Origin of the sequence: Bacillus cereus group sp. MYBK108-1 (assembly GCF_051917185.1) — a bacterium.
Taxonomy (GTDB): Bacteria; Bacillota; Bacilli; order Bacillales; family Bacillaceae_G; genus Bacillus_A; species Bacillus_A cereus.
In genome coordinates this window covers 1-23,224 of the sequence record NZ_JBQAHZ010000007.1, presented here as the reverse complement: position 1 = coordinate 23,224, position 23,224 = coordinate 1, and the positions used below count along the sequence as shown (strand labels likewise).

The following is a 23,224-nucleotide window of genomic DNA, read 5'->3' as shown; positions in this document are numbered from 1 at the left end:
AAGCCAAGAGGCTGAATGTGGGGTAGGAGCGAGGAGAGTGAACAAGTTGAAATTAGAAAAATTTCGAAAAATAATAGGTCTTTGTCTCCTTGTTTCTTTAGTTTTTATTGGATGTTTTAAACCGCTTCGAACGTTTATTTCATCACCGAAACAACTTGTTGTTTTTGAAGGACAACAATCAGAAATATCATCATTACCAGTTTTCAAAGCTTCATCCACAAATCGTCATGTATTTACAGTGAGTTCGAATGAACAAAAACAAGGACTTATGGTAAATTCTCATCAAAATGGTGAAGCTGATATGGTATTTCAGCTTGCTGGTTTTCCAGTAAAAAAAGTAAATGTGAAAGTGTTAAAAGATTTTAAAGTGATTCCAGGTGGACAATCAATTGGTGTGAAATTAAATACAAAAGGTGTACTTGTTGTAGGCCATCATTTAATTCAAACTGAAAAAGGTAAAATATCTCCTGGTGAAACAGCAGGTGTACAAATTGGAGATATGATTACTGAAATTAATGGTAAAACAATTGAAAGAATGAGTGATGTAGCACCGTTTATTCATAATAGTGGAGAAACAGGTGAACCGCTTAATCTTGTATTGTTAAGAGATGGAAAATATATTCGTACGAAGTTAACTCCACAAAAAGACAACGGTGAATCGTCTTATCGAATTGGCTTGTATATCCGTGATTCGGCAGCTGGAATTGGAACGATGACATTTGTTCATCCAGATTCTATGAAATATGGGGCACTTGGTCATGTTATTTCTGATAATGATACGAAAAAGCCGATTCAAGTCGAAGATGGACAAATTATGCGCTCGACAGTTACATCAATTGAAAGAGGTAGTCATGGGAATCCAGGGGAGAAATTAGCAAGATTCTCACCAGACCGTGAAGTGATTGGCAATATTACAATTAATAGTCCATATGGTATTTTTGGAAAATTAAATACGAATATGAAAAACGGTATAATGGATAAAGCAATGCCTATCGCATTATCTCATCAAGTAAAAGAAGGACCGGCAAAAATATTAACAGTTATTGATCAAGATAAAGTAGAAGCGTTTGATATTGAAGTCGTTAGTACAGTGCAGCAAAAATTCCCAGCCACAAAGGGTATGGTAATAAAAGTAACAGATAAACGTCTATTAGCGAAAACGGGCGGTATCGTACAAGGAATGAGCGGAAGTCCAATTGTACAAAATGGAAAAGTAATTGGTGCTGTTACACATGTATTTGTAAATGATCCAACATCAGGATATGGTGTTCATATTGAATGGATGTTACATCAAGCTGGAATTAATATTTATGATCAAGAGAAAAAAGCGAGCTAATATATATTATTAGCTCGCTTTTCCTGTTGAAAAATTCGTTGAAATTTTGTAAAAGCTCCGCAAGAGGTGTTTTTTGTTGTAAAATAAAAGGAAAGGGTTGAACGTTTCGTTGTATTTCTATGATGGAATGTGTTGCGAAAGGGAATAAATGAACGATAAACATATTTTTTTGTGATTTTATCGGAAAGTAAGAAACTTTAAAAGGGAATTTTCACACAATTGTCGAACAATTCATGTAGCCTAGAAGGATACACATGTCGGAGAATCGATTCGGTAAGGGAGGAAAAGCTGTGGAGAAAATTAAAGTATGTCTTGTGGATGATAATAAAGAACTAGTATCAATGTTAGAGAGCTATGTAGCCGCTCAAGATGATATGGAAGTAATCGGTACTGCTTATAATGGTCAAGAGTGTTTAAACTTATTAACAGATAAGCAACCTGATGTACTCGTTTTAGACATTATTATGCCACACTTAGATGGTTTAGCTGTATTGGAGAAAATGCGACATATTGAAAGGTTAAAACAGCCTAGCGTAATTATGTTGACAGCATTTGGCCAAGAAGATGTGACGAAAAAAGCAGTTGACTTAGGTGCCTCATATTTCATATTAAAACCATTTGATATGGAGAATTTAACGAGTCATATTCGTCAAGTGAGTGGTAAAGCAAACGCTATGATTAAACGTCCACTACCATCATTCCGATCAGCAACAACAGTAGATGGAAAACCGAAAAACTTAGATGCGAGTATTACGAGTATCATTCATGAAATTGGTGTACCCGCGCATATTAAAGGATATATGTATTTACGAGAAGCAATCTCCATGGTATACAACGATATCGAATTATTAGGATCGATTACGAAAGTATTGTATCCAGATATCGCAAAGAAATATAATACAACAGCAAGCCGTGTGGAGCGCGCAATTCGTCACGCGATTGAAGTAGCTTGGAGCCGTGGGAATATTGATTCTATTTCGTCCTTATTCGGTTATACAGTATCCATGTCAAAAGCAAAACCTACGAACTCTGAGTTTATCGCAATGGTTGCGGATAAGCTGAGACTTGAACATAAAGCTAGCTGAGAGTAGAAGTAGCAATGGGTTTTCGTTTTAGTAAAACCGATGTATGCTGGAACGCTATGCTCGATGTTAATTTTAAAGCCAATAAACTTTTTAATGAAAGACCAATGAATGTTATAATTCGTTGGTCTTTTTATTTTGTTGAGAAAAAGAGATTATTTGGTAGTGTGGAAAATAAAACCTATTTTCAGTAATATTACATGTAAGTGAGTTTTTTATAAGGCAATAAAATAGATATAGATAGGGAGAAGGGGAATGGAAAATAAAATTTCAACTTGGCTAGGAATAGTAGCAGCTATGGGAGTTCTTGCTATTGCAGTTACATTTGGAATGTTAGAACTTGCAGATAATCAAGTAGATAAAGAAGTGAGCGCTCAAATAGATAAAAAAGAAGACCAAACAATAGTAGGTAGAGAGGTGGATGGGGTCCTTGTTGATGTGTATGTTACTGAAAATTCTACTGAAAGCGAAGTCATTACAGCGATGCATCGCATGACTCATCAAAAAGTGGTGGCAGAACGAAAATCGGGCTCTATCCCAATGATTCAAAGTAATGCTAAAAAATTAAAAGAAATTATAAATAAGAGTAGCTTTACGAAGGAAAATGAACTTTTAGCAATTGCTGATAGATGGGCGAAAAAAGATTTTAGTAAAATTGTAGAAGATCACAATTATTTCTCGGATGCTCAAGAAGATAGCGTTTGTAAAGCAACTAGAGCAATGGATGCGTTAGAAGAGCAACATTATATTTTAACTACATTCGGGGAGGAAAAAGCGAAAGAACTATACGAATCAGGGGATGCTCCGCACATTCAATAAAAAATAATATAAAGGACTTCTCTAGTTTTTTATTATCGTGTTTTAAGGACGTAATGGGACTTATAAATAAATGGTCTGCTTTCTTTATGACGTGTAACAAAAAAAGAAAAGATGTGATTCATTATTAAATGATGAAGGACGGGCTAAATCACATCGTAGTACATCTGTTAAAGGATTTTAGTAGGAAAGGCATCCGTGATATAATAGAAAATAATAAAAAGTCCTGCAAAACAGGACTGTATTATTCTTCATCTTTATTTTGTTTTTCTAATTCAACTAGCTTTTGAATTAAAATGTGCTGCGGCATATGCATGAGTTGTTCAAGTGGAACACCTAGTGCTTTTGATAAGCGGACTGCAGTATCTGGAGAGATTTGTAATGGTCTCATAGAAGTACCTCCTTTTTCGTATAGTATAGCATAAGATTGGGGGAGTGAGGATGACTCTTATATTTGCACATCGTGGTGCGGCTGGAACGTACCCAGAAAATACAATGATTTCATTTGAAGCGGCTGAGTCTTTTAGAGCGGATGGAATTGAACTTGATGTTCAATTAACGAAAGATGGAAAAGTTGTCGTCATTCATGATGAAACGGTGGACCGGACAACAAATGGAAAAGGTGCGGTTCGGAATTATGTATATGAGGACTTATGCAAGTTAGATGCAAGTTATAAATTTGGTGATAAAGTAGGTTTTTGTAAAATACCACTTTTAGAAGAGGTATTAGAATGGCTTGCACAAACGAGTTTGCTACTTAATATTGAACTTAAAAATAATAAAATTCCATACAGAGGTTTAGAGGAAGAAGTTATAACGCTTGTACGGAAATTTAGTCTAGAGGATCGTGTTATATTTTCTTCGTTTAATCACTACAGTATGAAACGGTGCCATATGATGGCTCCTGATATTCAAACAGCAATTTTATATCGCGAAGGTTTGCATAGTCCGTGGGCATACGCGAAAAAAATGGGGGCTACAGCAGTACATCCGAATTATCGTTACCTTCAAGATGCTATTGCCGAACTAACGATGGAAAGTGGTGTAGAGGTTCGCCCTTATACAATTAATGAAGAAGCACTTATGCGTAAATATTTTGATATGAATATATCGGCGATTATTACTGATTACCCTGAAACGGCCAGAACGTTAATGCCAATAAAAAAATGAGACCGCGTGTAACGGTCTCATTTTTTTATTTATAAATAGTGGGGCATTCCTATCTTCTAAAGCGAGCTTGTACTTTATTTCGTTTACGGTCTCGGTGCAAGACGAAGCCACCGAAGATATAAAACCCGAGCCCGAAGCAGAGAGCGCCGATTAAAAATTGTAACCACAGTATAGAGATTGATGGAAATAGAATCCCGAATACAGTATCTCTCATTAACTTTATACCAAACACAGCTAATGAAATAGGGATGAGTGCTAATAGTAGAGCAACGTAACGCTGCATACATAACGCTCCTTTTCAGATTATTTCGTATATTTTAATGATGTTATAAGGAAAGGGGGTTTGTCAAGAGGGTGCTGAACGAGTAAGATAAAGGTGTGAAAAAATTTGCAGAGTTACTTCGAGAGGAAGTGGGATATATGAAACAAAAAGTATTAATTGTTGGTGCAGGTGAAGGCGGGAGCGCACTGCTGAATCTGTTACAAAGTTCGAATATATTTCAAATTATAGGGATTATTGATATAAATCCGTTGGCAAAAGGACTACAAATTGCTAAGGAATACGGGATTGCAATTGGAGAAAGTGTAACTCCATTTCTGTCTATGCATATCGATGTAATATTTGATATGACAGGTGAAGATGATGTGCATAAGGTTTTATTGGAAAAAAAGAAAAAAGACACTCTTCTTATACCAGGTGATATCGCAAAAATTGTTACAGGATTAGCGCATGAGAAGGAAGGGCTAATTGGGCGATTAGAGGAACAAACGCAACAAGGAGAATTAATTTTAAATTCTACACATGACGGCATGATCGTAATTGATCGAGAGGGACAAGTTCGTCTTTTTAATAAAAGTGCAGAGCGCATTATCGGCTATAAAAAAGAAGAGGCGATAGGAAAATATATTTTAGAAGTCATTCCAACTAGTAAATTACTTCGCATTATACGTACGAAACAAATAGAAGTAAATTATGAACTAACATTAGAGAATGGAAAGAAAATTATTACAACGCGTATACCGATATTAAAAGAGGGCGGAGAGGTACAAGGGGCATTTGCAATTTTTAAAGATATAACAGAAGTTGTAGATTTAGCGGAAGAAGTTACAGATTTAAAGGAGATTCAAACACTATTAGAGGCAATTATTAACTCATCTGAAGAAGCAATTTCGGTTGTAGATGAAAAAGGAAGAGGTTTAGTCATTAACCCGGCATATACGAAATTAACGGGTTTAACAGAAGAAGATATTATTGGGAAGCCTGCTACAACTGATATTGTAGAAGGCGAAAGTATGCATATGAAAGTACTTCGAACGCGTCGTGCGGTGCGCGGAATACATATGAAGATTGGGCAAAAAAAGCGCGATGTAATTGTAAACGTGGCACCAGTCATTGTGGATGGAATATTGAAAGGAAGCGTCGGCGTTATCCGTGACGTGTCGGAAATTCAAAAGTTAACAAATGAATTGAATAGAGCAAGGCAAATTATTCGCACATTAGAAGCGAAATATTCATTTGATGATATTGTCGGGAATTCAGATGAAACAACGGCAGCTATCGAACAGGCGAAGCTAGGAGCAAATACACCAGCAACAGTACTGTTACGCGGTGAATCTGGGACTGGTAAAGAATTGTTTGCACATGCAATCCATAATGGAAGTAATCGAAAATACAATAAGTTCGTCCGTGTAAACTGTGCGGCCATTTCGGAGACGTTGTTAGAAAGTGAATTATTTGGTTATGAGGAAGGGGCGTTTTCTGGAGCGAAAAGAGGCGGGAAACGTGGGTTCTTTGAGGAAGCAAATAACGGTAGTATTTTTTTAGATGAAATAGGGGAGTTATCTGCAAATACACAAGCGAAACTCCTTCGTGTACTGCAGGAAAAAGAAATTGTAAAAGTTGGTGGAACGAAAGCGATACCTATTAATGTTCGAGTAATTGCAGCGACGCATGTGAATTTAGAAAAGGCTATTCTAGAAGGGAAGTTTAGGGAGGATTTATATTATCGATTAAATAAAATCCCAATTCAAATTCCATCTCTTCGTCAACGTAAAGGAGATATACCGACAATTGCGGACAGATTGATTCAAAAAATTAATCAAGATTACGGTCGTAATGTAGAAGGGCTCACTGATTCAGCCATTTTATATTTACAATCATACGAATGGCCAGGGAATGTGAGGGAACTTGAAAATATTCTGGGAAGAGCTATTATCTTTATGAATTATAACGAGACCTATATTGATGTACACCATTTACCGCCATTACATAACGAAGAGCAGGTGGAGTCAAAGCAATCTCATTTATTACCTGAATTAGAAGAAAAGCCACTTGAACATTTAGTGACAGAGTTTGAAGGGAATATTATTCATGAATATTTGGAGAGATTTGATGGGAATAAAACGCAAACTGCAAAAGCGTTAGGAATTTCCGTTCGAAATTTATATTACAAGCTAGAAAAGTATGACTATGCAAAAAATAGCATGCAATAAATTGCGTACCGTGCAATTTATTGCATGGTATACAAAAAGTGACAAAATAAGACAGAATCTTTTGTTATTTTCCAAAGTATTGATTTTACTGCATTTTGAATGCGTTTTCATTATTGGTAAGACCACTTTTAAAAGTTGGCACGGTATTTGCTTTATAAATAGACGAGGGACGACGGAAAGGGTTGATTACAAAATATGAAGTTAGAATACTTAATTGATCAAGCAGCAGGGCAGCCTAAAAAAACTGTAGCTGTAGCAGTAGCTGAAGATCATGAAGTAATTGAAGCTGTAGCGAAAGCAATTAAATTACAGTTAGCTCAATTTCGTCTATATGGAAATCAAGAAAAAATAATGGGGATGCTACAAGAACATGGTTTACAAACTTCAGAACATGTTGAAGTGATTGCAGCAATGTCTAGTGCAGAGGCTGCAGAACTTTCTGTTAAAGCTGTGAGAAATGGTGAAGCAGACGTGCTTATGAAGGGGAACATCCCAACAGCGAATATTTTGAAGGCTGTGTTAAACAAAGAGTGGGGCCTACGTAAAGGTAGCGTACTTTCACATGTAGCAGCATTTGAAGTTCCAAATTACGATCGTCTTATTTTCGTTACAGATGCAGCGATGAACATCGCACCTGATGTAACACAAAAAGCTGCTATTATACAAAATACTGTAGAAGTTGCCCGGGCAATAGGAATCGACTTGCCAAAAGTGGCACCAATTGCAGCAGTAGAAGTTGTGAATCCAGCGATGCAGGCGACAATTGATGCAGCGATGTTAACACAAATGAATCGCCGCGGACAAATTAAAGATTGTATCGTTGATGGACCACTTGCTTTAGATAATGCAGTATCACAAATTGCAGCAGAGCATAAAGGCATAGTAAGTGATGTAGCAGGTAAGGCAGATATTTTACTCGTCCCAACGATTGAAGCTGGAAATGTGCTATATAAATCACTCGTATACTTTGCGGATGCAAAAGTAGGAGCAATGATTGCTGGCGCAAAAGCACCGATTGTTTTAACATCTCGTGCTGATTCAGCAGAAACAAAAGTATATTCATTAGCATTGGCAGTTGCGACTGCTTCAAAATAAACCAAAAAGGGTAAAACATTAGGGGGAAACGACAATGACATTAGAAATCTTCGAATACTTAGAAAAATATGATTATGAGCAAGTAGTATTTTGTCAAGATAAAGAATCTGGTTTAAAAGCAATTATTGCAATTCATGATACAACACTTGGACCGGCTCTTGGTGGAACAAGAATGTGGACATATGATTCTGAAGAAGCGGCGATTGAAGATGCATTGCGTCTTGCAAAAGGGATGACATACAAAAACGCAGCAGCTGGTTTAAACTTAGGTGGTGCGAAAACAGTAATTATCGGTGATCCTCGTAAAGATAAGAGCGAAGCAATGTTCCGTGCACTAGGACGTTATATCCAAGGACTAAACGGACGTTACATTACAGCTGAAGATGTTGGTACAACAGTAGATGATATGGATATTATCCATGAAGAAACTGACTTTGTAACAGGTATCTCACCATCATTCGGTTCTTCTGGTAACCCATCTCCGGTAACTGCATACGGTGTTTACCGTGGTATGAAAGCAGCTGCAAAAGAAGCTTTCGGTACTGACAATTTAGAAGGAAAAGTAATTGCTGTTCAAGGCGTTGGTAACGTAGCATATCACCTATGCAAACATTTACACGCTGAAGGAGCAAAATTAATCGTTACAGATATTAATAAAGAAGCTGTACAACGTGCTGTAGAAGAATTCGGTGCATCAGCAGTTGAACCAAATGAAATTTACGGTGTTGAATGCGATATTTACGCACCATGTGCACTAGGCGCAACAGTTAATGATGAAACTATTCCACAACTTAAAGCAAAAGTAATCGCAGGTTCTGCAAATAACCAATTAAAAGAAGATCGTCATGGTGACATCATTCATGAAATGGGTATTGTATACGCACCAGATTATGTAATTAATGCAGGTGGCGTAATTAACGTAGCAGACGAATTATATGGATACAATAGAGAACGTGCACTAAAACGTGTCGAGTCTATTTATGACACGATTGCAAAAGTAATCGAAATTTCAAAACGCGATGGCATAGCAACTTATGTAGCGGCAGATCGTCTAGCTGAAGAGCGCATTGCAAGCTTGAAGAATTCTCGTAGCACTTACTTACGCAACGGTCACGATATTATTAGCCGTCGCTAATCATTCATATATAACTTTTACAAAAGGTGTGGTTACCTCTTATGAGGTTTCCACTTCCTTTTGAATTTATTAGTGGAGGTAGCAACATTGTCTGTAAATCGAATTCTTGTTATTAACCCAGGTAGTACATCCACAAAAATTGGTGTTTTTGATAATGAAAGACCCGTTCTAGAAGAAACGATTCGTCATGACGTAGAACAGATTGGAAAATATAAGAGAATTATCGACCAATATGAGTTTCGAAAAGAAACGATTTTAGAAGTTCTACATTCTCATGGTATTAACATTTCAAAATTAAACGCTGTTTGTGGGCGTGGTGGATTACTTCGTCCAATCGAAGGCGGTACGTATACAGTAAACGATGCGATGTTAGAAGATTTGAAAAATGGCTTTAGCGGTCATCACGCTTCAAACCTTGGAGGCATTTTAGCATATGAAATTGCTTCTGGATTAAACATTCCTGCATTCATTGTAGATCCTGTCGTTGTAGATGAGATGGAGCCGGTTGCTCGTATAAGTGGCATTGCTGGTATGGAACGCAAAAGTATCTTCCATGCATTAAATCAAAAAGCAGTTGCTCGTAAAGTAGCTGAACAGTTAAATCACAAATACGAGGATTTAAATTTATTAGTTACACATATGGGTGGCGGTATTACAGTTGGTGCTCATAAAAAAGGAAGAGTAATCGATGTGAATAACGGTTTAAACGGAGAAGGACCATTTAGTCCAGAGCGCGCTGGTACAGTACCAGTAGGGCAACTAGTAGAAATGTGTTTCTCTGGTGAGTATTACCGTGATGAAATGATTAAAAAACTTGTCGGACAAGGTGGACTTGTAAGTTTAATCGGTACAAATGATGCGATTAAAGTAGAGCAAATGGTTGAAAAAGGTGATCCTGAAGCAACTCTTATTTATAAAGCAATGGCATATCAAGTTGCAAAAGAGATTGGCGGAGCTAGCGCTGTACTTCACGGGAAAATCGATGCAATCGTATTAACTGGTGGACTGGCATACAGTAAAATTCTTGTCGATGAAATAAAAGAGCGAGTGGACTGGATTGCAGATGTTATCGTACATCCAGGTGAAGATGAGTTAGAAGCGTTAGCAGAAGGAGCACTTCGTGTATTACGTGAAGAAGAAGCTCCAAAAGAATACGTTGTACGTGAAAAAGAAACGGTAGCTAGGGGTTGAGATAATGGCAAAAGAATATGATTTGGTCATCGTTGGCGGCGGTACTGGTGGATATGTTGCTGCAATTCGTGCATCACAACTAGGGTTAAAAACTGCACTAGTCGAAAAAGAAAATCTTGGTGGTACTTGTTTACACAAAGGATGCATTCCTAGTAAAGCTCTTTTACGTAGTGCGGAAGTATATGCAACTGCTAAAAAAAGCGAAGAGTTCGGAGTTATTGCAAGCAATGTAGAACTAAACTTTGCGAAAGTACAAGAGCGTAAAGAGAAGATAGTAACGCAGCTTCATAAAGGCGTTCAACATTTAATGAAACAAGGTAAAATTGATGTGTTTGAAGGTATTGGCCGTATTCTTGGCCCATCTATTTTCTCTCCGATGCCAGGGACAATTTCAGTTGAACTTGCAAGTGGAGAAGAGAATGAAATGTTAATTCCAAAAAATGTACTTATTGCAACAGGTTCTCGTCCAAATTCATTACCAGGTTTAGAATTAGACGGAGAGTACGTAATGTCTTCAGATCATGCTCTAAAAATGGAAACGCTTCCTAGTTCGATTATTATCGTTGGTGGCGGTGTAATCGGTATTGAGTGGGCATCTATGCTTGCTGACTTCGGTGTAGAAGTTACAGTATTAGAGTATGCGAAAACGATATTACCACTAGAAGATCAAGACGTTTCAAAAGAAATGCAACGTCTATTCAAGAAAAAAGGTATTAAAGTGGTAACTGGTGCAAAAGTATTACCAGAAACATTGGTAAAAGATAATGGAGTAACAATCCAAGCTGAACACAACGGTGAAAATAAAGAATTTAAAGCAGAAAAAATGCTTGTATCTGTAGGAAGACAAGCGAATACGCAAAATATTGGCTTAGAGAATACAGATATCGTTGTGGAAAAAGGATACATTCAAACAAATGAGTTTTATCAAACGAAAGAATCGCATATTTACGCAATTGGAGATGTAATCGGTGGCCTGCAACTTGCTCACGTTGCTTCTCATGAAGGAATTGCTGCAGTAGAACATATTGCAGGGAAAGAAGTTACACCAATTGATTACTCTATGGTATCAAAATGCGTATATAGCAGTCCAGAAGTTGCTTCTGTCGGTTTAACAGAACAAGAAGCAAAAGAAAAAGGCTATAAGTTAAAAGTAGGTAAGTTCTCATTCCGCGCAATCGGAAAAGCACTTGTATACGGAGAATCAGATGGTTTCGTAAAACTTGTAGTTGATGAAGAGACAAATGACATTCTTGGTGTTCATATGATTGGACCACATGTAACAGATATGATTTCTGAAGCTGGTCTTGCAAGAGTACTTGATGCAACACCTTGGGAAGTAGCACATACAATTCATCCGCATCCATCATTATCTGAGGCGATTGGTGAAGCAGCACTTGCTGTAGATGGAAGAGCGTTACACGCATAAAAATGTGGATTTAGGAGGTTATGAAAAATGGCAGAAGTAAAAGAAAAGCGCCATGAAGAGCTTGGCTTAAGTGATGAGCAAGTATTAGAAATGTTCCGTACGATGTTACTTGCACGTAAAATCGACGAACGTATGTGGTTATTAAACCGTGCTGGTAAAATTCCATTCGTAATTTCTTGTCAAGGACAAGAGGCTGCACAAGTTGGAGCGGCGTTCGCTCTTGATAGAGAGAAAGATTATGCATTACCATACTACCGTGATATGGGTGTTGTACTAGCATTTGGTATGACAGCTAAAGAGCTTATGTTGTCTGCTTTCGCGAAAGCTGGAGATCCAAACTCTGGTGGTCGTCAAATGCCTGGTCACTTCGGTCAAAAGAAAAATCGTATTGTTACAGGTTCATCTCCAGTAACAACGCAAGTACCACATGCAGTTGGTATTGCATTAGCTGGAAAAATGGAGAAGAAAGATTTAGTAACGTTCGTTACATTTGGAGAAGGTTCTTCAAACCAAGGTGACTTCCATGAAGGGGCAAACTTTGCTGGTGTACACAAACTACCTGTTATTTTTATGTGTGAAAATAATAAATATGCAATCTCTATTCCAGTTGAAAAACAATTAGCATGTAAAAACGTATCAGATCGTGCGATTGGTTACGGTATGCCTGGATATACAATAGACGGAAACGATCCGCTTGCAGTATATAAAGCTGTAAAAGAAGCAGCAGATCGCGGTCGCCGTGGTGAAGGCCCAACTTTAATTGAAACAGTATCATATCGTTTAACAGCACATTCTAGTGACGATGATGATCGTGTTTATCGTGATAAAGAAGAAGTAGAAGAAGCAAAGAAAAAAGATTCAATTATAACATTCACGGCTTATTTAAAAGAAGCTGGTGTATTAACTGAGGAATCGGAAAAACAAATGTTAGACGAAATTATGCATATCGTAAATGAAGCAACAGAATATGCAGAAAATGCTCCGTATGCAGCACCTGAAGATGCATTGAAGCACGTATACGCAGAATAGGGGGGAACGTTTCATGGCTGTAATGTCTTATATTGATGCTATTACATTAGCAATGCGCGAAGAAATGGAACGCGATGAGAAAGTATTCGTTTTAGGAGAAGATGTTGGTAAAAAAGGTGGCGTGTTTAAAGCGACACACGGTTTGTATGATCAATTTGGTGAAGATCGTGCGCTTGATGCACCGCTTGCAGAATCTGCAATTGCTGGGGTAGCAATTGGTGCGGCAATGTATGGTATGCGTCCAATCGCTGAAATGCAGTTTGCTGATTTCATCATGCCAGCAGTAAACCAAATTGTTTCTGAGGCAGCAAAAATTCGTTATCGTTCTAATAATGATTGGACTTGTCCAGTTACAATTCGTGCACCATTTGGCGGGGGTGTTCACGGTGCATTGTATCATTCACAATCTGTAGAAGCGATGTTTGCAAACCAACCAGGTTTAAAAATCGTTATCCCTTCTACACCATATGATGCAAAAGGCTTATTAAAAGCAGCCATTCGTGATGAAGATCCAGTATTATTCTTCGAACATAAACGTGCATATCGTTTAATTAAAGGTGAAGTGCCGGAGGATGACTACGTATTACCAATCGGAAAAGCAGATGTAAAACGTGAAGGTGATGATATTACAGTTATCACGTACGGATTATGTGTTCATTTTGCTCTTCAAGCGGCTGAAAAGTTAGCACAAGATGGCATCTCTGCACACATTCTTGATTTACGTACTGTATATCCATTAGATAAAGAAGCAATCATTGAAGCAGCTTCTAAAACAGGTAAAGTTCTTCTTGTAACAGAAGACAATAAAGAAGGAAGCATTATGAGTGAAGTGGCAGCAATTATTGCTGAAAACTGTCTATTTGATTTAGATGCGCCAATCGCACGTCTTGCAGGTCCAGACGTTCCAGCAATGCCATATGCACCAACAATGGAAAAATTCTTTATGGTAAATCCAGATAAAGTTGAAAAAGCAATGCGTGAACTTGCGGAATTTTAATCGGGGGGACTATACATGGCTGTAGAAAATATTACAATGCCTCAGCTCGGGGAGAGCGTTACAGAGGGCACAATTAGTAAATGGCTCGTTAATGTTGGCGATCACGTAAACAAGTATGATCCGCTTGCAGAAGTAATGACTGATAAAGTAAATGCTGAAGTACCATCTTCTTTCACGGGGATTGTAAAAGAGTTAATCGCTGGTGAAGGTGATACGTTAGCTGTAGGTGAAGTAGTTTGTGTGATTCAAGTAGAAGGCGCAGATGAAGTAGCAGCAACAGCTGTTGAAGAAAAAACGAAAGAAGAACCAAAGGCAGAAGTAGCTACGTCTGAAAAAGCACCGAAAGTAAAACAACCAACTGATGGAAAACCACGTTTTTCACCAGCTGTGTTAAAACTTGCGGGTGAGCATAACGTTGATTTAGATCTAGTAGAAGGTACGGGAGCAAACGGCCGTATCACTCGTAAAGATATTTTAAAGCTAGTGGAATCTGGAAATATTCCGCAAGCAGGTGCAGCGAAGAAAGAGGAAGCTGTAGCGGCAGTAGTAGAAGCTCGCCCAGAAGCACCAAAAGCAGCACCAGTAGCGCAAAAAGTAGAAGCTGCGAAACCAGTTTCTGTACCTACAATGCCTGGAGATATCGAAATTCCAGTAACAGGTGTGCGTAAAGCAATCGCAGCAAACATGTTACGTAGTAAACATGAAGCACCACATGCTTGGATGATGATTGAAGTAGATGTGACAAACCTTGTGTCATACCGTAACTCAATTAAAGGTGACTTTAAGAAGCGTGAAGGCTTTAACTTAACGTTCTTTGCTTTCTTCGTAAAAGCAGTAGCACAAGCGTTAAAAGAGTATCCTCAAATTAATTCAATGTGGGCTGGCGATAAAATTGTTCAGAAGAAAGATATTAACCTTTCTATCGCTGTTGCAACAGAGGAAGAACTATTTGTACCAGTAATTAAGCAAGCGGACGAGAAAACAATTAAAGGTATCGCTCGTGAAATTACAGAACTTGCAGGAAAAGTACGTACGAAATCGTTAAAAGCAGACGAAATGCAAGGTGGAACATTTACAATTAATAACACAGGATCATTCGGTTCTGTTCAATCTATGGGTATTATTAATTACCCACAAGCGGCTATTTTACAAGTTGAATCAATTGTAAAGCGCCCAGTAATTATGGATAATGGTATGTTCGGTGCTCGTGACATGGTTAACTTATGTTTATCACTTGATCACCGAGTACTTGATGGTTTAATTTGTGGTAAGTTCTTAGGGCGTGTTAAAGAAATTTTAGAAAACATGTCAGAAAATAATACATCTGTATATTAATAAAAAGCTCGCTTATGCGAGCTTTTTATTATCTTATTTCTTCATCTACATCCTACTATATGTATAAATATCTTTCCCAGTAATCTTACAATAAACGATTATGTATTAGGAATTTACGAAAATACATTGCTGATATATGGTATATGGATATAAAATAAGAAAAGAATAATTTTTTTGGCAAATCTTACTGATGAAACTGTAGTATAATATATTGTATTGTATGAAAAAGAGAGTTATTCTATATAAGTGTTTTATAGATAATGTGTAATCAGTCGTCAAAACATGAAGAATGTTGACTCCTGGTTTTTTATTTTTGCCGTAACAATGTTTCAGGAGGATGTCATGAAAAGAAGTACCGAGTTTCTAAAAAGTTTAGATGTAAAATTAATTTTAATTTTGTGTGCACTATGTGTGACGAGTATAGCTGCTATATATAGCAGTCAGCAAACGGGACAGTATGGAGCTGCAAACTTTGCTATGAAACAAGGTGTTAACTACATAATTGGGGTTGTATTGTTACTTCTTGTTGCAAGCATTGATTTAGATCAGTTACAAAAATTATCTTGGCCGCTTTATATTGCTGGGTTTGCTTCACTTATTCTTTTGAAAGTATTACCACCATCAGGTTTTACACCTGAAAAATTAGGTGCAAAAAGATGGTTTGTTTTCCCAGTATTTGGACAAATTCAGCCGTCTGAGTTTTTCAAAATTGCATTGCTACTTGTAGTAGCGAGTATAGCAGTAAAACATAATGCACAGTATATGGCAAGGACATTCCAAACAGATTTAAAGCTAGTAGGTAAAATTATGCTAGTGTCACTTCCACCTATGGCGGTTGTATATAGTCAACCTGATACAGGTATGGTGTTCTTATATGCTGCTGCTATTGCATGTATTTTATTTATGTCAGGTATTCAAAAGAAATTGATAGCATTATGTACAGTTATTCCGTTGACCATATTATCTGCTTTAATATTTATTTTCTTTAAGTATCAAGATTTTTTCTATAATAATTTAGTTACTTTACTAAAACCTCACCAACAGTCGCGTATTGTAGGTTGGTTAAATCCATTTGAAAATGCAGATCAAGGTTATCAAACGCAACAATCGATTTTAGCTGTAGGTAGTGGAGGAATGGAAGGTAAAGGGTTTGGGGGAGGAAGCGTCTATATCCCAGAGAAGCATACTGACTTTATTTTCGCTACAATTGCCGAAGAAGGTGGATTTATCGTAGCAGCCTTAGTTGTCTTCTTGTTCCTATTACTACTATATCGAACAATTATTATTGGTTATTCCGCTGATAATTTATTTGGTACATTATTATGCGCTGGATCGATCGGTATATTAACAGTTCAAATATTCCAAAACATCGGTATGATCGTTGGATTAATGCCTGTAAAAGGTATTGCATTACCTTTCTTATCGTATGGGGGAAGTTCCTTATTCTCGAATATGATTATGATGGGGCTCATACTATCGGTACGGAAAACGTATAAAAAATATATGTTTTCAGTTAAGTAAAAAAAGCTGGTTCGTTTTTAAACGAACCAGCTTTTTTACATATATGCTCATAAACGTTGCAAACTAAAACAGGTTAGCAGTTTGAGACGGGTAAGGAGTGCAAAGTGATGCATATGCATATTTTTGAAGGAGCACGGCATCTTTCTAGTAGTGAATGGGTTATTCGGGCTATTATAGCATACATATTTTTAATATTAGTTGCGAAAGCGATGGGACAAAGGTCTATCGCACAACTTCGTTTTTTAGATGTTGTATTAGTGTTATTGCTTGGTGGGAATATTTCTAACGCATTGTCTGATGAAAAAGTAGGGTTACTGGGCTCGATGATTACAACGTTCATACTCGTTGTACTTCATATTATAAGCTCAGTTTTAATGCTGAAATGGGATAGATGGAGACGTTTTTTAGAGCCAGCACCTATCATTCTTATAATAATGGTTCCATTGATTTTAGCAATTTGAAAAAGGCGAGAATTACCGTGGAATATTTGTTTTCGGAACTTCGTATGCGAAATGTGAGCGATATTCAAACGATTAAATTAGCATTATGGGAAGCAAACGGTGTCGTTTCTATATTTCGGTATCCAGAATATGAAGCAGTTTCGCGGCTTGATCTTAAAGTGGCGGGAAAAAAATCTCCAGTTTCTTTTGTATTAGTAAAGGATGGGAGGATACAGAAAGATGTTCTTGCATTATTAGGAAAAACAGAAGCTTGGGCGAGAGAATTTCTAGAGGAGAGTACAGAAGTGGAATCTATTATGTTAGCTACAGTAGATGAATCACATAAAATAAATATTTTGTTAAAAAAATGAAAAATATACGCATTTTGTCGTTTCGAACATATGATACAATAGTGTGGACAACGAAAAAGGAGGCGATACGTTGGGATATGTAGAAGAATTACGAAAAATAGTTGGTCATCGCCCTTTAATTTTAGTTGGTGCTGTTGTACTCATTATAAATGAAAATGGATATGTTTTATTGCAGCAGCGGACAGAGCCGTACGGAAAATGGGGGCTACCTGGCGGGCTAATGGAGCTTAGTGAATCACCAGAAGAAACAGCTTATCGTGAAGTATATGAAGAGACAGGAATAAAAGTGAAGAACTTGCGACTAATCAATGTATTTTCTGGAGCGAACTACTTTACAAAATTAGCAAACGGTGATGAATTTCAATCTGTAACAACCGCCTATTATACAGATGAATACGAAGGGGATTTTGTTATGAATAAAGAAGAAGCAGTTCAGCTTAAATTCTTTTCAGTAACAGAACTACCTGACTATATTGTAGGATCGCATAAAAAAATGATTGCTGAATATATGAAGATTATGGAAAAAAAGATATAATCATAGTGAAAGAAATACAAAAACACAGTTCTGGTTGGTAGTCCAGACGCATGATTTCATGTCAGTAACCTTCCCCTCCGGGATGTCCTGTATTTCTAATCTTTTAAAGGAGGGGCTGTCAATGGATTTGACAGTATATCACGATGGCCAATTTTTTGTTGGAATCATTACATGTAAAGAACAAGGGAAATTGTATGGGGCGAGGTATATTTTTGGGGCGGAACCGTCAGATGAAGAAGTGCTTATGTTTGTGAATGGTTCACTTTTAGAGCATTTTCAGCACTTTGCAAAATGTGGTGTAGAAGTTAAAGAAAAACAGCGTCCTAAAAACATAAAGCGTATCATACGACAAGCAGCAAAAGAAATAAATATTAAACGTTTTACTAAGGCGCAAGAGGCGATTAGTTTATCTTATGAATTGCATAAACAAGAAAAGAAAGTGCAGTCTAAAGAGAAGCGAGAAGCTGAAAAAGAAAGAAGACGTTTAATGAAAGTACAAAAAGCAAAGCAAAAACATCGTGGTCATTAAAGAAAAGGTGTTAGAGCAAGAGCTCTAACACCTTTTCTATACTTAAATACAAGTAAACTTACTTGTATTTCATAAACATTAACTGGTAAGATACAAATAGGTAGTTTTAGAGGAGGGAAAAGAGTGATTAATTTTAACTTTTTTATGAATGATGTTGTCCGCCAAGCGCGTGAAGAGATTGTCTCTGCTGGATATACAGAATTGACGACGCCAGAAGCGGTAGAAGAAGCGTTTAAAAGAAATGGAACAACACTTGTAATGGTAAACTCTGTATGTGGTTGTGCAGGTGGTATTGCTCGTCCTGCTGCTGCGCATTCCGTACATTATGATAAACGTCCTAACCACCTTGTAACGGTGTTTGCAGGTCAAGATAAAGAAGCGACAGCAAGAGCGCGTGAATATTTCGAAGGGTACCCACCTTCTTCTCCATCATTTGCTTTATTAAAAGATGGAAAAATTGTAACGATGGTAGAGCGTCATGAAATTGAAGGTCATGAACCGATGCAAGTTATTGCGAAACTACAATCATATTTTGAAGAGAATTGTGAAGAACTATAAAAAATAAGAGAAAAGGCGGCACGTCCACAATCAAGTGGATGTGCCGCCTTTTTTATTTATTATTAAAATTTATGGAATATGCATAGTTGTGTTATTTTATGCATCATTTTATACATAAAAAATAGCATTTATATTGTTTTGTTATTTATTTTTATTTTATATATTGCATAAAAATAAAAGTGCTGATACAATACAGACATCGAATAAATATTCTATTAAACTTTTAAATATACATCATTAGGGGGAAGAAAGATGAAGAAGTTAGTATCAATATCGTTTGCACTTATTTTAATTGTAAGTATATTCAGCGCTTGTAGTAATGGGGAATCGAAAGAAACAAAAGGAAATAAAAAAGTACTCGTAATGGGAACTTCAGCAGATTATAAACCTTATGAATATGTAGATGCGTCAAAGAGCGATGAAATTATCGGCTTTGATGTTGATGTTGCTAAATATATCGGAAAAGAACTTGGGTATGAAGTGAAAGTGAAAGATATGGATTTTGGTGGTTTATTAGCATCTCTTAGTTCAGGAAAAGTTGATTTCGTAATGGCAGGCATGACGCCAACTGCAGAGCGTAAAAATAATGTTGATTTTACAGATATTTATTTTGTTGCGAAAAATATGGTCGTTTCTAAAAAGGATTCTAACATTAAATCTGTAGAGGATTTAAAAGGGAAAAAAGTAGGAGTACAAACAGGGTCTATTCAAGAAGAGAAAGTAGCAGAATTTAAAAAACAAGTAGATTTCCAGGTTGAGGGACGTGACCGTATACCAGAAATCGTACAAGAAATTAAAGCTGGTCGTTTTGACGCTGCAATTATAGAAGACACAGTTGCTAAAAATTATTTAGAGAAAATGAAAGATTTACAAGGAGTTGAAATTAAAGAAGCGCCAGAAGAAGTTGGAGCAGCAATTGCCCTTCCGAAAAACAGTGATAAAACAGCTGAATTTAATAAAGTAATTAAAAAAATGCAAGAAAATGGAGAAATGGATAAATTAGTGAAGAAATGGTTTGGCAGCGGAAAATAAGCTGCCTTTCACTTTTCTGTGAGGGGAATGAAAAGAATGAACTTAGATTTTTCGGCGATTACGCCTTCGATACCATATATACTAAAAGGTTTAGAAGTTACTTTGAAAATTGTAGCAGTATCAGCTTTAGCAGGATTTATTTTAGGAACGCTATTAGCACTTTGTAAAATTGCTAGAATACGAGCATTAAATATAGCAGCAGATTTTTATACATCAATTTTTCGTGGTACACCCCTTGTATTGCAATTAATGATTATTTATTTCGGTGTCCCGCAAATAATTGGTTATGAAATACCAGCATTCTTAGCTGCTGTACTTGCATTTAGCTTGAATTCAGGTGCATACATGTCAGAAGTAATTCGTGCTGGTATTCAAGCGGTGGATAAAGGACAAACAGAAGCAGCAATGGCTTTAGGGGTACCATACGGAAAAATGATGAGAAATATTATTTTCCCTCAAGCATTAAAAAATATATTACCAGCGCTTGTGAACGAATTTGCGACACTTACGAAAGAATCGGCTGTAGTAACAGTAATAGGCGCGACTGATTTAATGCGTCGTGCTTACATCGTAGGCGGTGAGACATTTAAATATCTTGAACCATTACTTTTTGTTGGACTGATTTATTATATGTTAGTCATTATTCTTACATTAGTCGGGAAGGCAATTGAAGGGAGAATGAAGAAAAGTGATTAAAATTGAAAACCTTCATAAATCATTTGGTAAAAACGAAGTATTAAAAGGAATTACAACAACGATTGAAAAAGGGGAAGTAGTTGCAATTATAGGACCTTCTGGATCAGGAAAATCAACATTTTTACGTTGTATGAATATGTTAGAAGCACCAACGGATGGTCACATTTGGATTGGAACGGAAGAAGTAACGAATCCGAAAACGAATGTTATGCATGTTCGTGAAAATGTCGGTATGGTATTTCAACATTTTCACTTATTTCCTCATATGACTGTATTAGAAAATATTACGTATGCTCCTACCAATGTAAAAGGAGTAACGAAGCAAGAAGCTGAAAAGAAAGCTGAGAAACTTTTAGAAAAGGTTGGACTAGTAGATAAAAAAGATACGTATCCAAATCGTCTTTCGGGAGGACAAAAGCAACGTGTAGCAATTGCAAGAGCGTTAGCAATGGAACCCGAAGTTATGTTATTTGATGAACCGACATCGGCGCTAGATCCAGAGATGGTGAAAGAAGTGTTAGAAGTTATGAAATCGTTAGTTACGACAGGAATGACGATGGCTATCGTTACACATGAAATGGGCTTTGCAAAAGAAGTGGCAGATCGTGTTCTTTTCTTGGACGGAGGAAAGCTTGTAGAAGATAGTGCGCCAGAAGAATTTTTTGCAGCACCGAAAAGTGAACGTGCGCAACAATTTTTACAAAAAATATTGTAATATGAAAAGGTTATGTGAATAATAAGTAGAAAAGGATGACATTGTGTCATCCTTTTTTTATACTAGCTGTAAATACGTTTATACATATAGGAGTAATGATATGTTTAAAATTGGATACCGTACAGTAAAAACAGCAATAGGGACAGGCGCGGCAGTTTTTATTGCTCAGTTATTAGGGTTGGAATTTTATAGTTCAGCAGGTATTTTAGTTATTTTATGTGTACAAAATACGAAGCGCAAATCGCTTCAAGTGTCGTTACATCGTTTTCTAGCTTGTGTATTATCAATGGTATTCGCGTTTTGTATTTTTGAAACGATCGGCTATACACCACTTGCAATTAGCATATTGTTACTTACATTTATTCCGACTGCAGTAATGCTTAAAATTCAAGAAGGCATTGTCACGAGTTCAGTTATTGTTATGCATCTATATTCATTGAAGCAAATTACATGGCTTATAGTTGGAAATGAAATTGCTATATTAACGATAGGGATTAGCGTGGCGTTATTAGTAAATATGTATATGCCGAGTAGTGAAAATAAGCTAAAAGAGTATCAGGATAAAATAGAGAGCAATTTTAAAACGATTTTGTTTGAAATGGTTGTGTATTTACGAAATCGAGAAAGTAGTTGGAGTGGGGCAGAACTCATTGAAACCGAGAATATGTTAAATGAAGCAAGAGATTTATCGTTTAAAAAACTTGAGAATGCATTTATGCGAGAAGATGATTATTACTATCGTTATTTTAATATGCGTATGCAACAATTCGAAATTTTAGAGCGAATGATACCACTAGCAGCTTCTTTATCGTGGACGTATGAACAAGCTGACATGATTGCAGATGTTGTTGAAAACATTGGTAATGCTATTAGCCCTGAGAGTACTGGCGTTATTTCCTTAAGGCAGCTTCAAGAAATGAGGGGATTATTTAGAGACATGCCATTACCAGCTACACGCGAAGAATTTGAGATACGTGCGAAACTTGTTCAACTTGTGTATGAAATGGAACAATATTTACTCATTAAAAGTCGCTTTAAGGGAAAGGATAATATAAAAGAACTTATATAGAAGGTAGGAATTATCTATGCCGTATCTTCTCTCTATCATATTATGTCTTTCTTTATCGCCGATTTGGCCTCTTGGGGATAATCCACGTGCCGGAGATCCTTTTATTATTGTAAATAAAGCAACGAATAAATTAGCTTACATTGACGATGGAAAGATTCAAAAGGTTTTTCCAGTAGCGACAGGGAAAACGAATGAATTAACTCCAGAAGGAACTTTTGATGTTGTAATGAAAGCGAAGGATCCGTATTATATTGCGAAGGATATTCCAGGTGGGTCGCCAAAAAATCCACTTGGGTCAAGGTGGATTGGATTTAATGCAAGAGGAACTGATGGAAGTAAATATGGAATACATGGAACAAACCAACCGAGTTCAATTGGAAAGTATATTTCACAAGGGTGTATAAGAATGAAGAAAAACGATGTGGAATATTTGTTTGATCGCATTCCAATTGGAACGAAAGTATGGATTGTGAAATCGAAAAAATCATTTCAGCAATTGGCAAAAGAAAAAGGAGCCGTTGCATATGAAAAAGCCAACGAAATGAAGTGACCCCTAAAAGTTAGACACGGTTATTTCATTAGGCAGCTTGATAAAAATGAGTCCGGTATTGCACCGGGCTCATTTTTAATTTTGCCTTTATCCGTTTTGTATT

General features: G+C 36.8%; 23 protein-coding genes and 1 pseudogene. 22 read left to right on the top strand and 2 right to left on the bottom strand.

Features of this window, described 5'->3' with window-relative positions; all coding sequences use genetic code 11:
• Positions 1–37 precede the first annotated feature (37 nt).
• The 3 genes from spoIVB (at position 38) to ACTFSL_RS12300 (ending at position 3,237) form a co-directional block, all read left to right on the top strand.
• Positions 38–1,336 carry a SpoIVB peptidase gene (gene spoIVB, locus ACTFSL_RS12310; protein WP_002000940.1) on the top strand — a complete coding sequence of 433 codons (1,299 nt, stop codon included), beginning with the start codon at positions 38–40 and terminating at the stop codon, positions 1,334–1,336.
• 290 nt (positions 1,337–1,626) lie between these two features.
• The gene (spo0A, locus tag ACTFSL_RS12305; protein WP_011110369.1) at positions 1,627–2,421 is read left to right on the top strand and encodes a sporulation transcription factor Spo0A; all 795 of its coding nucleotides are present in this window, start codon (positions 1,627–1,629) and stop codon (positions 2,419–2,421) included.
• 252 nt (positions 2,422–2,673) lie between these two features.
• A complete protein-coding gene (locus ACTFSL_RS12300) occupies positions 2,674–3,237 on the top strand; it encodes a PRK06770 family protein (RefSeq protein ID WP_135277417.1) in 564 nt (187 codons plus the stop codon).
• 241 nt (positions 3,238–3,478) lie between these two features.
• On the opposite strand, the gene ACTFSL_RS12295 is transcribed toward ACTFSL_RS12300, so the two are convergent.
• Positions 3,479–3,625 carry a YycC family protein gene (locus ACTFSL_RS12295; protein WP_001247671.1) on the bottom strand — a complete coding sequence of 49 codons (147 nt, stop codon included), beginning with the start codon at positions 3,623–3,625 and terminating at the stop codon, positions 3,479–3,481.
• Positions 3,626–3,675: 50 nt separating this feature from the next.
• On the opposite strand from ACTFSL_RS12295, the gene ACTFSL_RS12290 reads away from it, so the two are divergent.
• The gene (locus ACTFSL_RS12290) at positions 3,676–4,404 is read left to right on the top strand and encodes a glycerophosphodiester phosphodiesterase (protein ID WP_135277415.1); all 729 of its coding nucleotides are present in this window, start codon (positions 3,676–3,678) and stop codon (positions 4,402–4,404) included.
• Between the two features lie 49 nt (positions 4,405–4,453).
• On the opposite strand, the gene ACTFSL_RS12285 is transcribed toward ACTFSL_RS12290, so the two are convergent.
• Positions 4,454–4,687, bottom strand: coding sequence for a DUF2627 domain-containing protein (locus tag ACTFSL_RS12285; RefSeq protein ID WP_135277413.1), 234 nt, complete (start codon positions 4,685–4,687; stop codon positions 4,454–4,456).
• Between the two features lie 137 nt (positions 4,688–4,824).
• On the opposite strand from ACTFSL_RS12285, the gene ACTFSL_RS12280 reads away from it, so the two are divergent.
• The 18 genes and pseudogenes from ACTFSL_RS12280 to ACTFSL_RS12195 all read left to right on the top strand — a co-directional run bounded on the left by ACTFSL_RS12280 (position 4,825) and on the right by ACTFSL_RS12195 (position 23,121).
• A complete protein-coding gene (locus ACTFSL_RS12280) occupies positions 4,825–6,897 on the top strand; it encodes a sigma-54 interaction domain-containing protein (RefSeq protein WP_060851772.1) in 2,073 nt (690 codons plus the stop codon).
• 195 nt (positions 6,898–7,092) lie between these two features.
• Positions 7,093–7,992: a phosphate butyryltransferase gene (gene yqiS / locus ACTFSL_RS12275; RefSeq protein ID WP_000764677.1), complete on the top strand. Its 900-nt coding sequence runs from the start codon at positions 7,093–7,095 to the stop codon at positions 7,990–7,992.
• Between the two features lie 34 nt (positions 7,993–8,026).
• The gene (locus ACTFSL_RS12270) at positions 8,027–9,127 is read left to right on the top strand and encodes a leucine dehydrogenase (protein ID WP_000171355.1); all 1,101 of its coding nucleotides are present in this window, start codon (positions 8,027–8,029) and stop codon (positions 9,125–9,127) included.
• A gap of 87 nt (positions 9,128–9,214) precedes the next feature.
• Positions 9,215–10,318 carry a butyrate kinase gene (gene buk, locus ACTFSL_RS12265; protein ID WP_000115781.1) on the top strand — a complete coding sequence of 368 codons (1,104 nt, stop codon included), beginning with the start codon at positions 9,215–9,217 and terminating at the stop codon, positions 10,316–10,318.
• A 4-nt stretch (positions 10,319–10,322) separates the two neighbouring features.
• Positions 10,323–11,744, top strand: a complete 1,422-nt coding sequence (gene lpdA / locus ACTFSL_RS12260; RefSeq protein ID WP_001051289.1) for a dihydrolipoyl dehydrogenase — start codon at positions 10,323–10,325, stop codon at positions 11,742–11,744.
• 27 nt (positions 11,745–11,771) lie between these two features.
• Positions 11,772–12,773, top strand: a complete 1,002-nt coding sequence (gene bfmBAA, locus ACTFSL_RS12255) for a 3-methyl-2-oxobutanoate dehydrogenase subunit alpha (RefSeq protein WP_440041800.1) — start codon at positions 11,772–11,774, stop codon at positions 12,771–12,773.
• A 13-nt stretch (positions 12,774–12,786) separates the two neighbouring features.
• Positions 12,787–13,770, top strand: a complete 984-nt coding sequence (gene bfmBAB, locus ACTFSL_RS12250) for a 3-methyl-2-oxobutanoate dehydrogenase subunit beta (RefSeq protein ID WP_000290071.1) — start codon at positions 12,787–12,789, stop codon at positions 13,768–13,770.
• Between the two features lie 15 nt (positions 13,771–13,785).
• The gene (locus ACTFSL_RS12245) at positions 13,786–15,105 is read left to right on the top strand and encodes a dihydrolipoamide acetyltransferase family protein (RefSeq protein ID WP_000257660.1); all 1,320 of its coding nucleotides are present in this window, start codon (positions 13,786–13,788) and stop codon (positions 15,103–15,105) included.
• A 342-nt stretch (positions 15,106–15,447) separates the two neighbouring features.
• The gene (locus ACTFSL_RS12240) at positions 15,448–16,626 is read left to right on the top strand and encodes an FtsW/RodA/SpoVE family cell cycle protein (protein ID WP_000831181.1); all 1,179 of its coding nucleotides are present in this window, start codon (positions 15,448–15,450) and stop codon (positions 16,624–16,626) included.
• Positions 16,627–16,733: 107 nt separating this feature from the next.
• Positions 16,734–17,437: pseudogene (locus tag ACTFSL_RS12235) on the top strand (DUF421 domain-containing protein).
• Between the two features lie 70 nt (positions 17,438–17,507).
• The gene (locus tag ACTFSL_RS12230) at positions 17,508–17,972 is read left to right on the top strand and encodes an NUDIX hydrolase (RefSeq protein WP_000542536.1); all 465 of its coding nucleotides are present in this window, start codon (positions 17,508–17,510) and stop codon (positions 17,970–17,972) included.
• Positions 17,973–18,093: 121 nt separating this feature from the next.
• Positions 18,094–18,501: a YjdF family protein gene (locus ACTFSL_RS12225; protein ID WP_000366599.1), complete on the top strand. Its 408-nt coding sequence runs from the start codon at positions 18,094–18,096 to the stop codon at positions 18,499–18,501.
• Positions 18,502–18,645: 144 nt separating this feature from the next.
• On the top strand, positions 18,646–19,059 hold the full coding sequence (locus tag ACTFSL_RS12220; protein ID WP_001979317.1) for a BrxA/BrxB family bacilliredoxin: 414 nt from the start codon (positions 18,646–18,648) through the stop codon (positions 19,057–19,059).
• 252 nt (positions 19,060–19,311) lie between these two features.
• Positions 19,312–20,091, top strand: a complete 780-nt coding sequence (locus tag ACTFSL_RS12215; protein WP_135277411.1) for a transporter substrate-binding domain-containing protein — start codon at positions 19,312–19,314, stop codon at positions 20,089–20,091.
• A gap of 36 nt (positions 20,092–20,127) precedes the next feature.
• Positions 20,128–20,787: an amino acid ABC transporter permease gene (locus tag ACTFSL_RS12210; RefSeq protein ID WP_001046916.1), complete on the top strand. Its 660-nt coding sequence runs from the start codon at positions 20,128–20,130 to the stop codon at positions 20,785–20,787.
• Positions 20,780–21,502 carry an amino acid ABC transporter ATP-binding protein gene (locus ACTFSL_RS12205; RefSeq protein ID WP_000590206.1) on the top strand — a complete coding sequence of 241 codons (723 nt, stop codon included), beginning with the start codon at positions 20,780–20,782 and terminating at the stop codon, positions 21,500–21,502. The genes ACTFSL_RS12210 and ACTFSL_RS12205 overlap by 8 nt, the downstream gene beginning before the upstream one ends.
• A 100-nt stretch (positions 21,503–21,602) precedes the next feature.
• Positions 21,603–22,571: an aromatic acid exporter family protein gene (locus ACTFSL_RS12200; RefSeq protein WP_000472673.1), complete on the top strand. Its 969-nt coding sequence runs from the start codon at positions 21,603–21,605 to the stop codon at positions 22,569–22,571.
• A gap of 16 nt (positions 22,572–22,587) precedes the next feature.
• Entirely contained in the window at positions 22,588–23,121 is a 534-nt protein-coding gene (locus tag ACTFSL_RS12195; protein WP_098432505.1) for a L,D-transpeptidase, read from the top strand.
• The last annotated feature ends 103 nt before the right edge of the window (positions 23,122–23,224 follow it).

Bases quoted from the DNA above. Each gene is read 5' to 3' on its own strand.
- yqiS (WP_000764677.1), top strand. From the start codon at position 7,093: ATGAAGTTAGAATACTTAATTGATCAAGCAGCAGGGCAGCCTAAAAAA.
- ACTFSL_RS12290 (WP_135277415.1), top strand. From the start codon at position 3,676: ATGACTCTTATATTTGCACATCGTGGTGCGGCTGGAACGTACCCAGAA.
- ACTFSL_RS12270 (WP_000171355.1), top strand. From the start codon at position 8,027: ATGACATTAGAAATCTTCGAATACTTAGAAAAATATGATTATGAGCAA.
- ACTFSL_RS12240 (WP_000831181.1), top strand. From the start codon at position 15,448: ATGAAAAGAAGTACCGAGTTTCTAAAAAGTTTAGATGTAAAATTAATT.
- ACTFSL_RS12285 (WP_135277413.1), bottom strand. From the start codon at position 4,687: ATGCAGCGTTACGTTGCTCTACTATTAGCACTCATCCCTATTTCATTA.
- ACTFSL_RS12200 (WP_000472673.1), top strand. From the start codon at position 21,603: ATGTTTAAAATTGGATACCGTACAGTAAAAACAGCAATAGGGACAGGC.
- bfmBAB (WP_000290071.1), top strand. From the start codon at position 12,787: ATGGCTGTAATGTCTTATATTGATGCTATTACATTAGCAATGCGCGAA.
- ACTFSL_RS12220 (WP_001979317.1), top strand. From the start codon at position 18,646: ATGAATGATGTTGTCCGCCAAGCGCGTGAAGAGATTGTCTCTGCTGGA.
- bfmBAA (WP_440041800.1), top strand. From the start codon at position 11,772: ATGGCAGAAGTAAAAGAAAAGCGCCATGAAGAGCTTGGCTTAAGTGAT.
- ACTFSL_RS12245 (WP_000257660.1), top strand. From the start codon at position 13,786: ATGGCTGTAGAAAATATTACAATGCCTCAGCTCGGGGAGAGCGTTACA.
- ACTFSL_RS12195 (WP_098432505.1), top strand. From the start codon at position 22,588: ATGCCGTATCTTCTCTCTATCATATTATGTCTTTCTTTATCGCCGATT.
- ACTFSL_RS12280 (WP_060851772.1), top strand. From the start codon at position 4,825: ATGAAACAAAAAGTATTAATTGTTGGTGCAGGTGAAGGCGGGAGCGCA.
- ACTFSL_RS12210 (WP_001046916.1), top strand. From the start codon at position 20,128: ATGAACTTAGATTTTTCGGCGATTACGCCTTCGATACCATATATACTA.
- ACTFSL_RS12300 (WP_135277417.1), top strand. From the start codon at position 2,674: ATGGAAAATAAAATTTCAACTTGGCTAGGAATAGTAGCAGCTATGGGA.
- ACTFSL_RS12225 (WP_000366599.1), top strand. From the start codon at position 18,094: ATGGATTTGACAGTATATCACGATGGCCAATTTTTTGTTGGAATCATT.
- ACTFSL_RS12295 (WP_001247671.1), bottom strand. From the start codon at position 3,625: ATGAGACCATTACAAATCTCTCCAGATACTGCAGTCCGCTTATCAAAA.
- ACTFSL_RS12215 (WP_135277411.1), top strand. From the start codon at position 19,312: ATGAAGAAGTTAGTATCAATATCGTTTGCACTTATTTTAATTGTAAGT.
- lpdA (WP_001051289.1), top strand. From the start codon at position 10,323: ATGGCAAAAGAATATGATTTGGTCATCGTTGGCGGCGGTACTGGTGGA.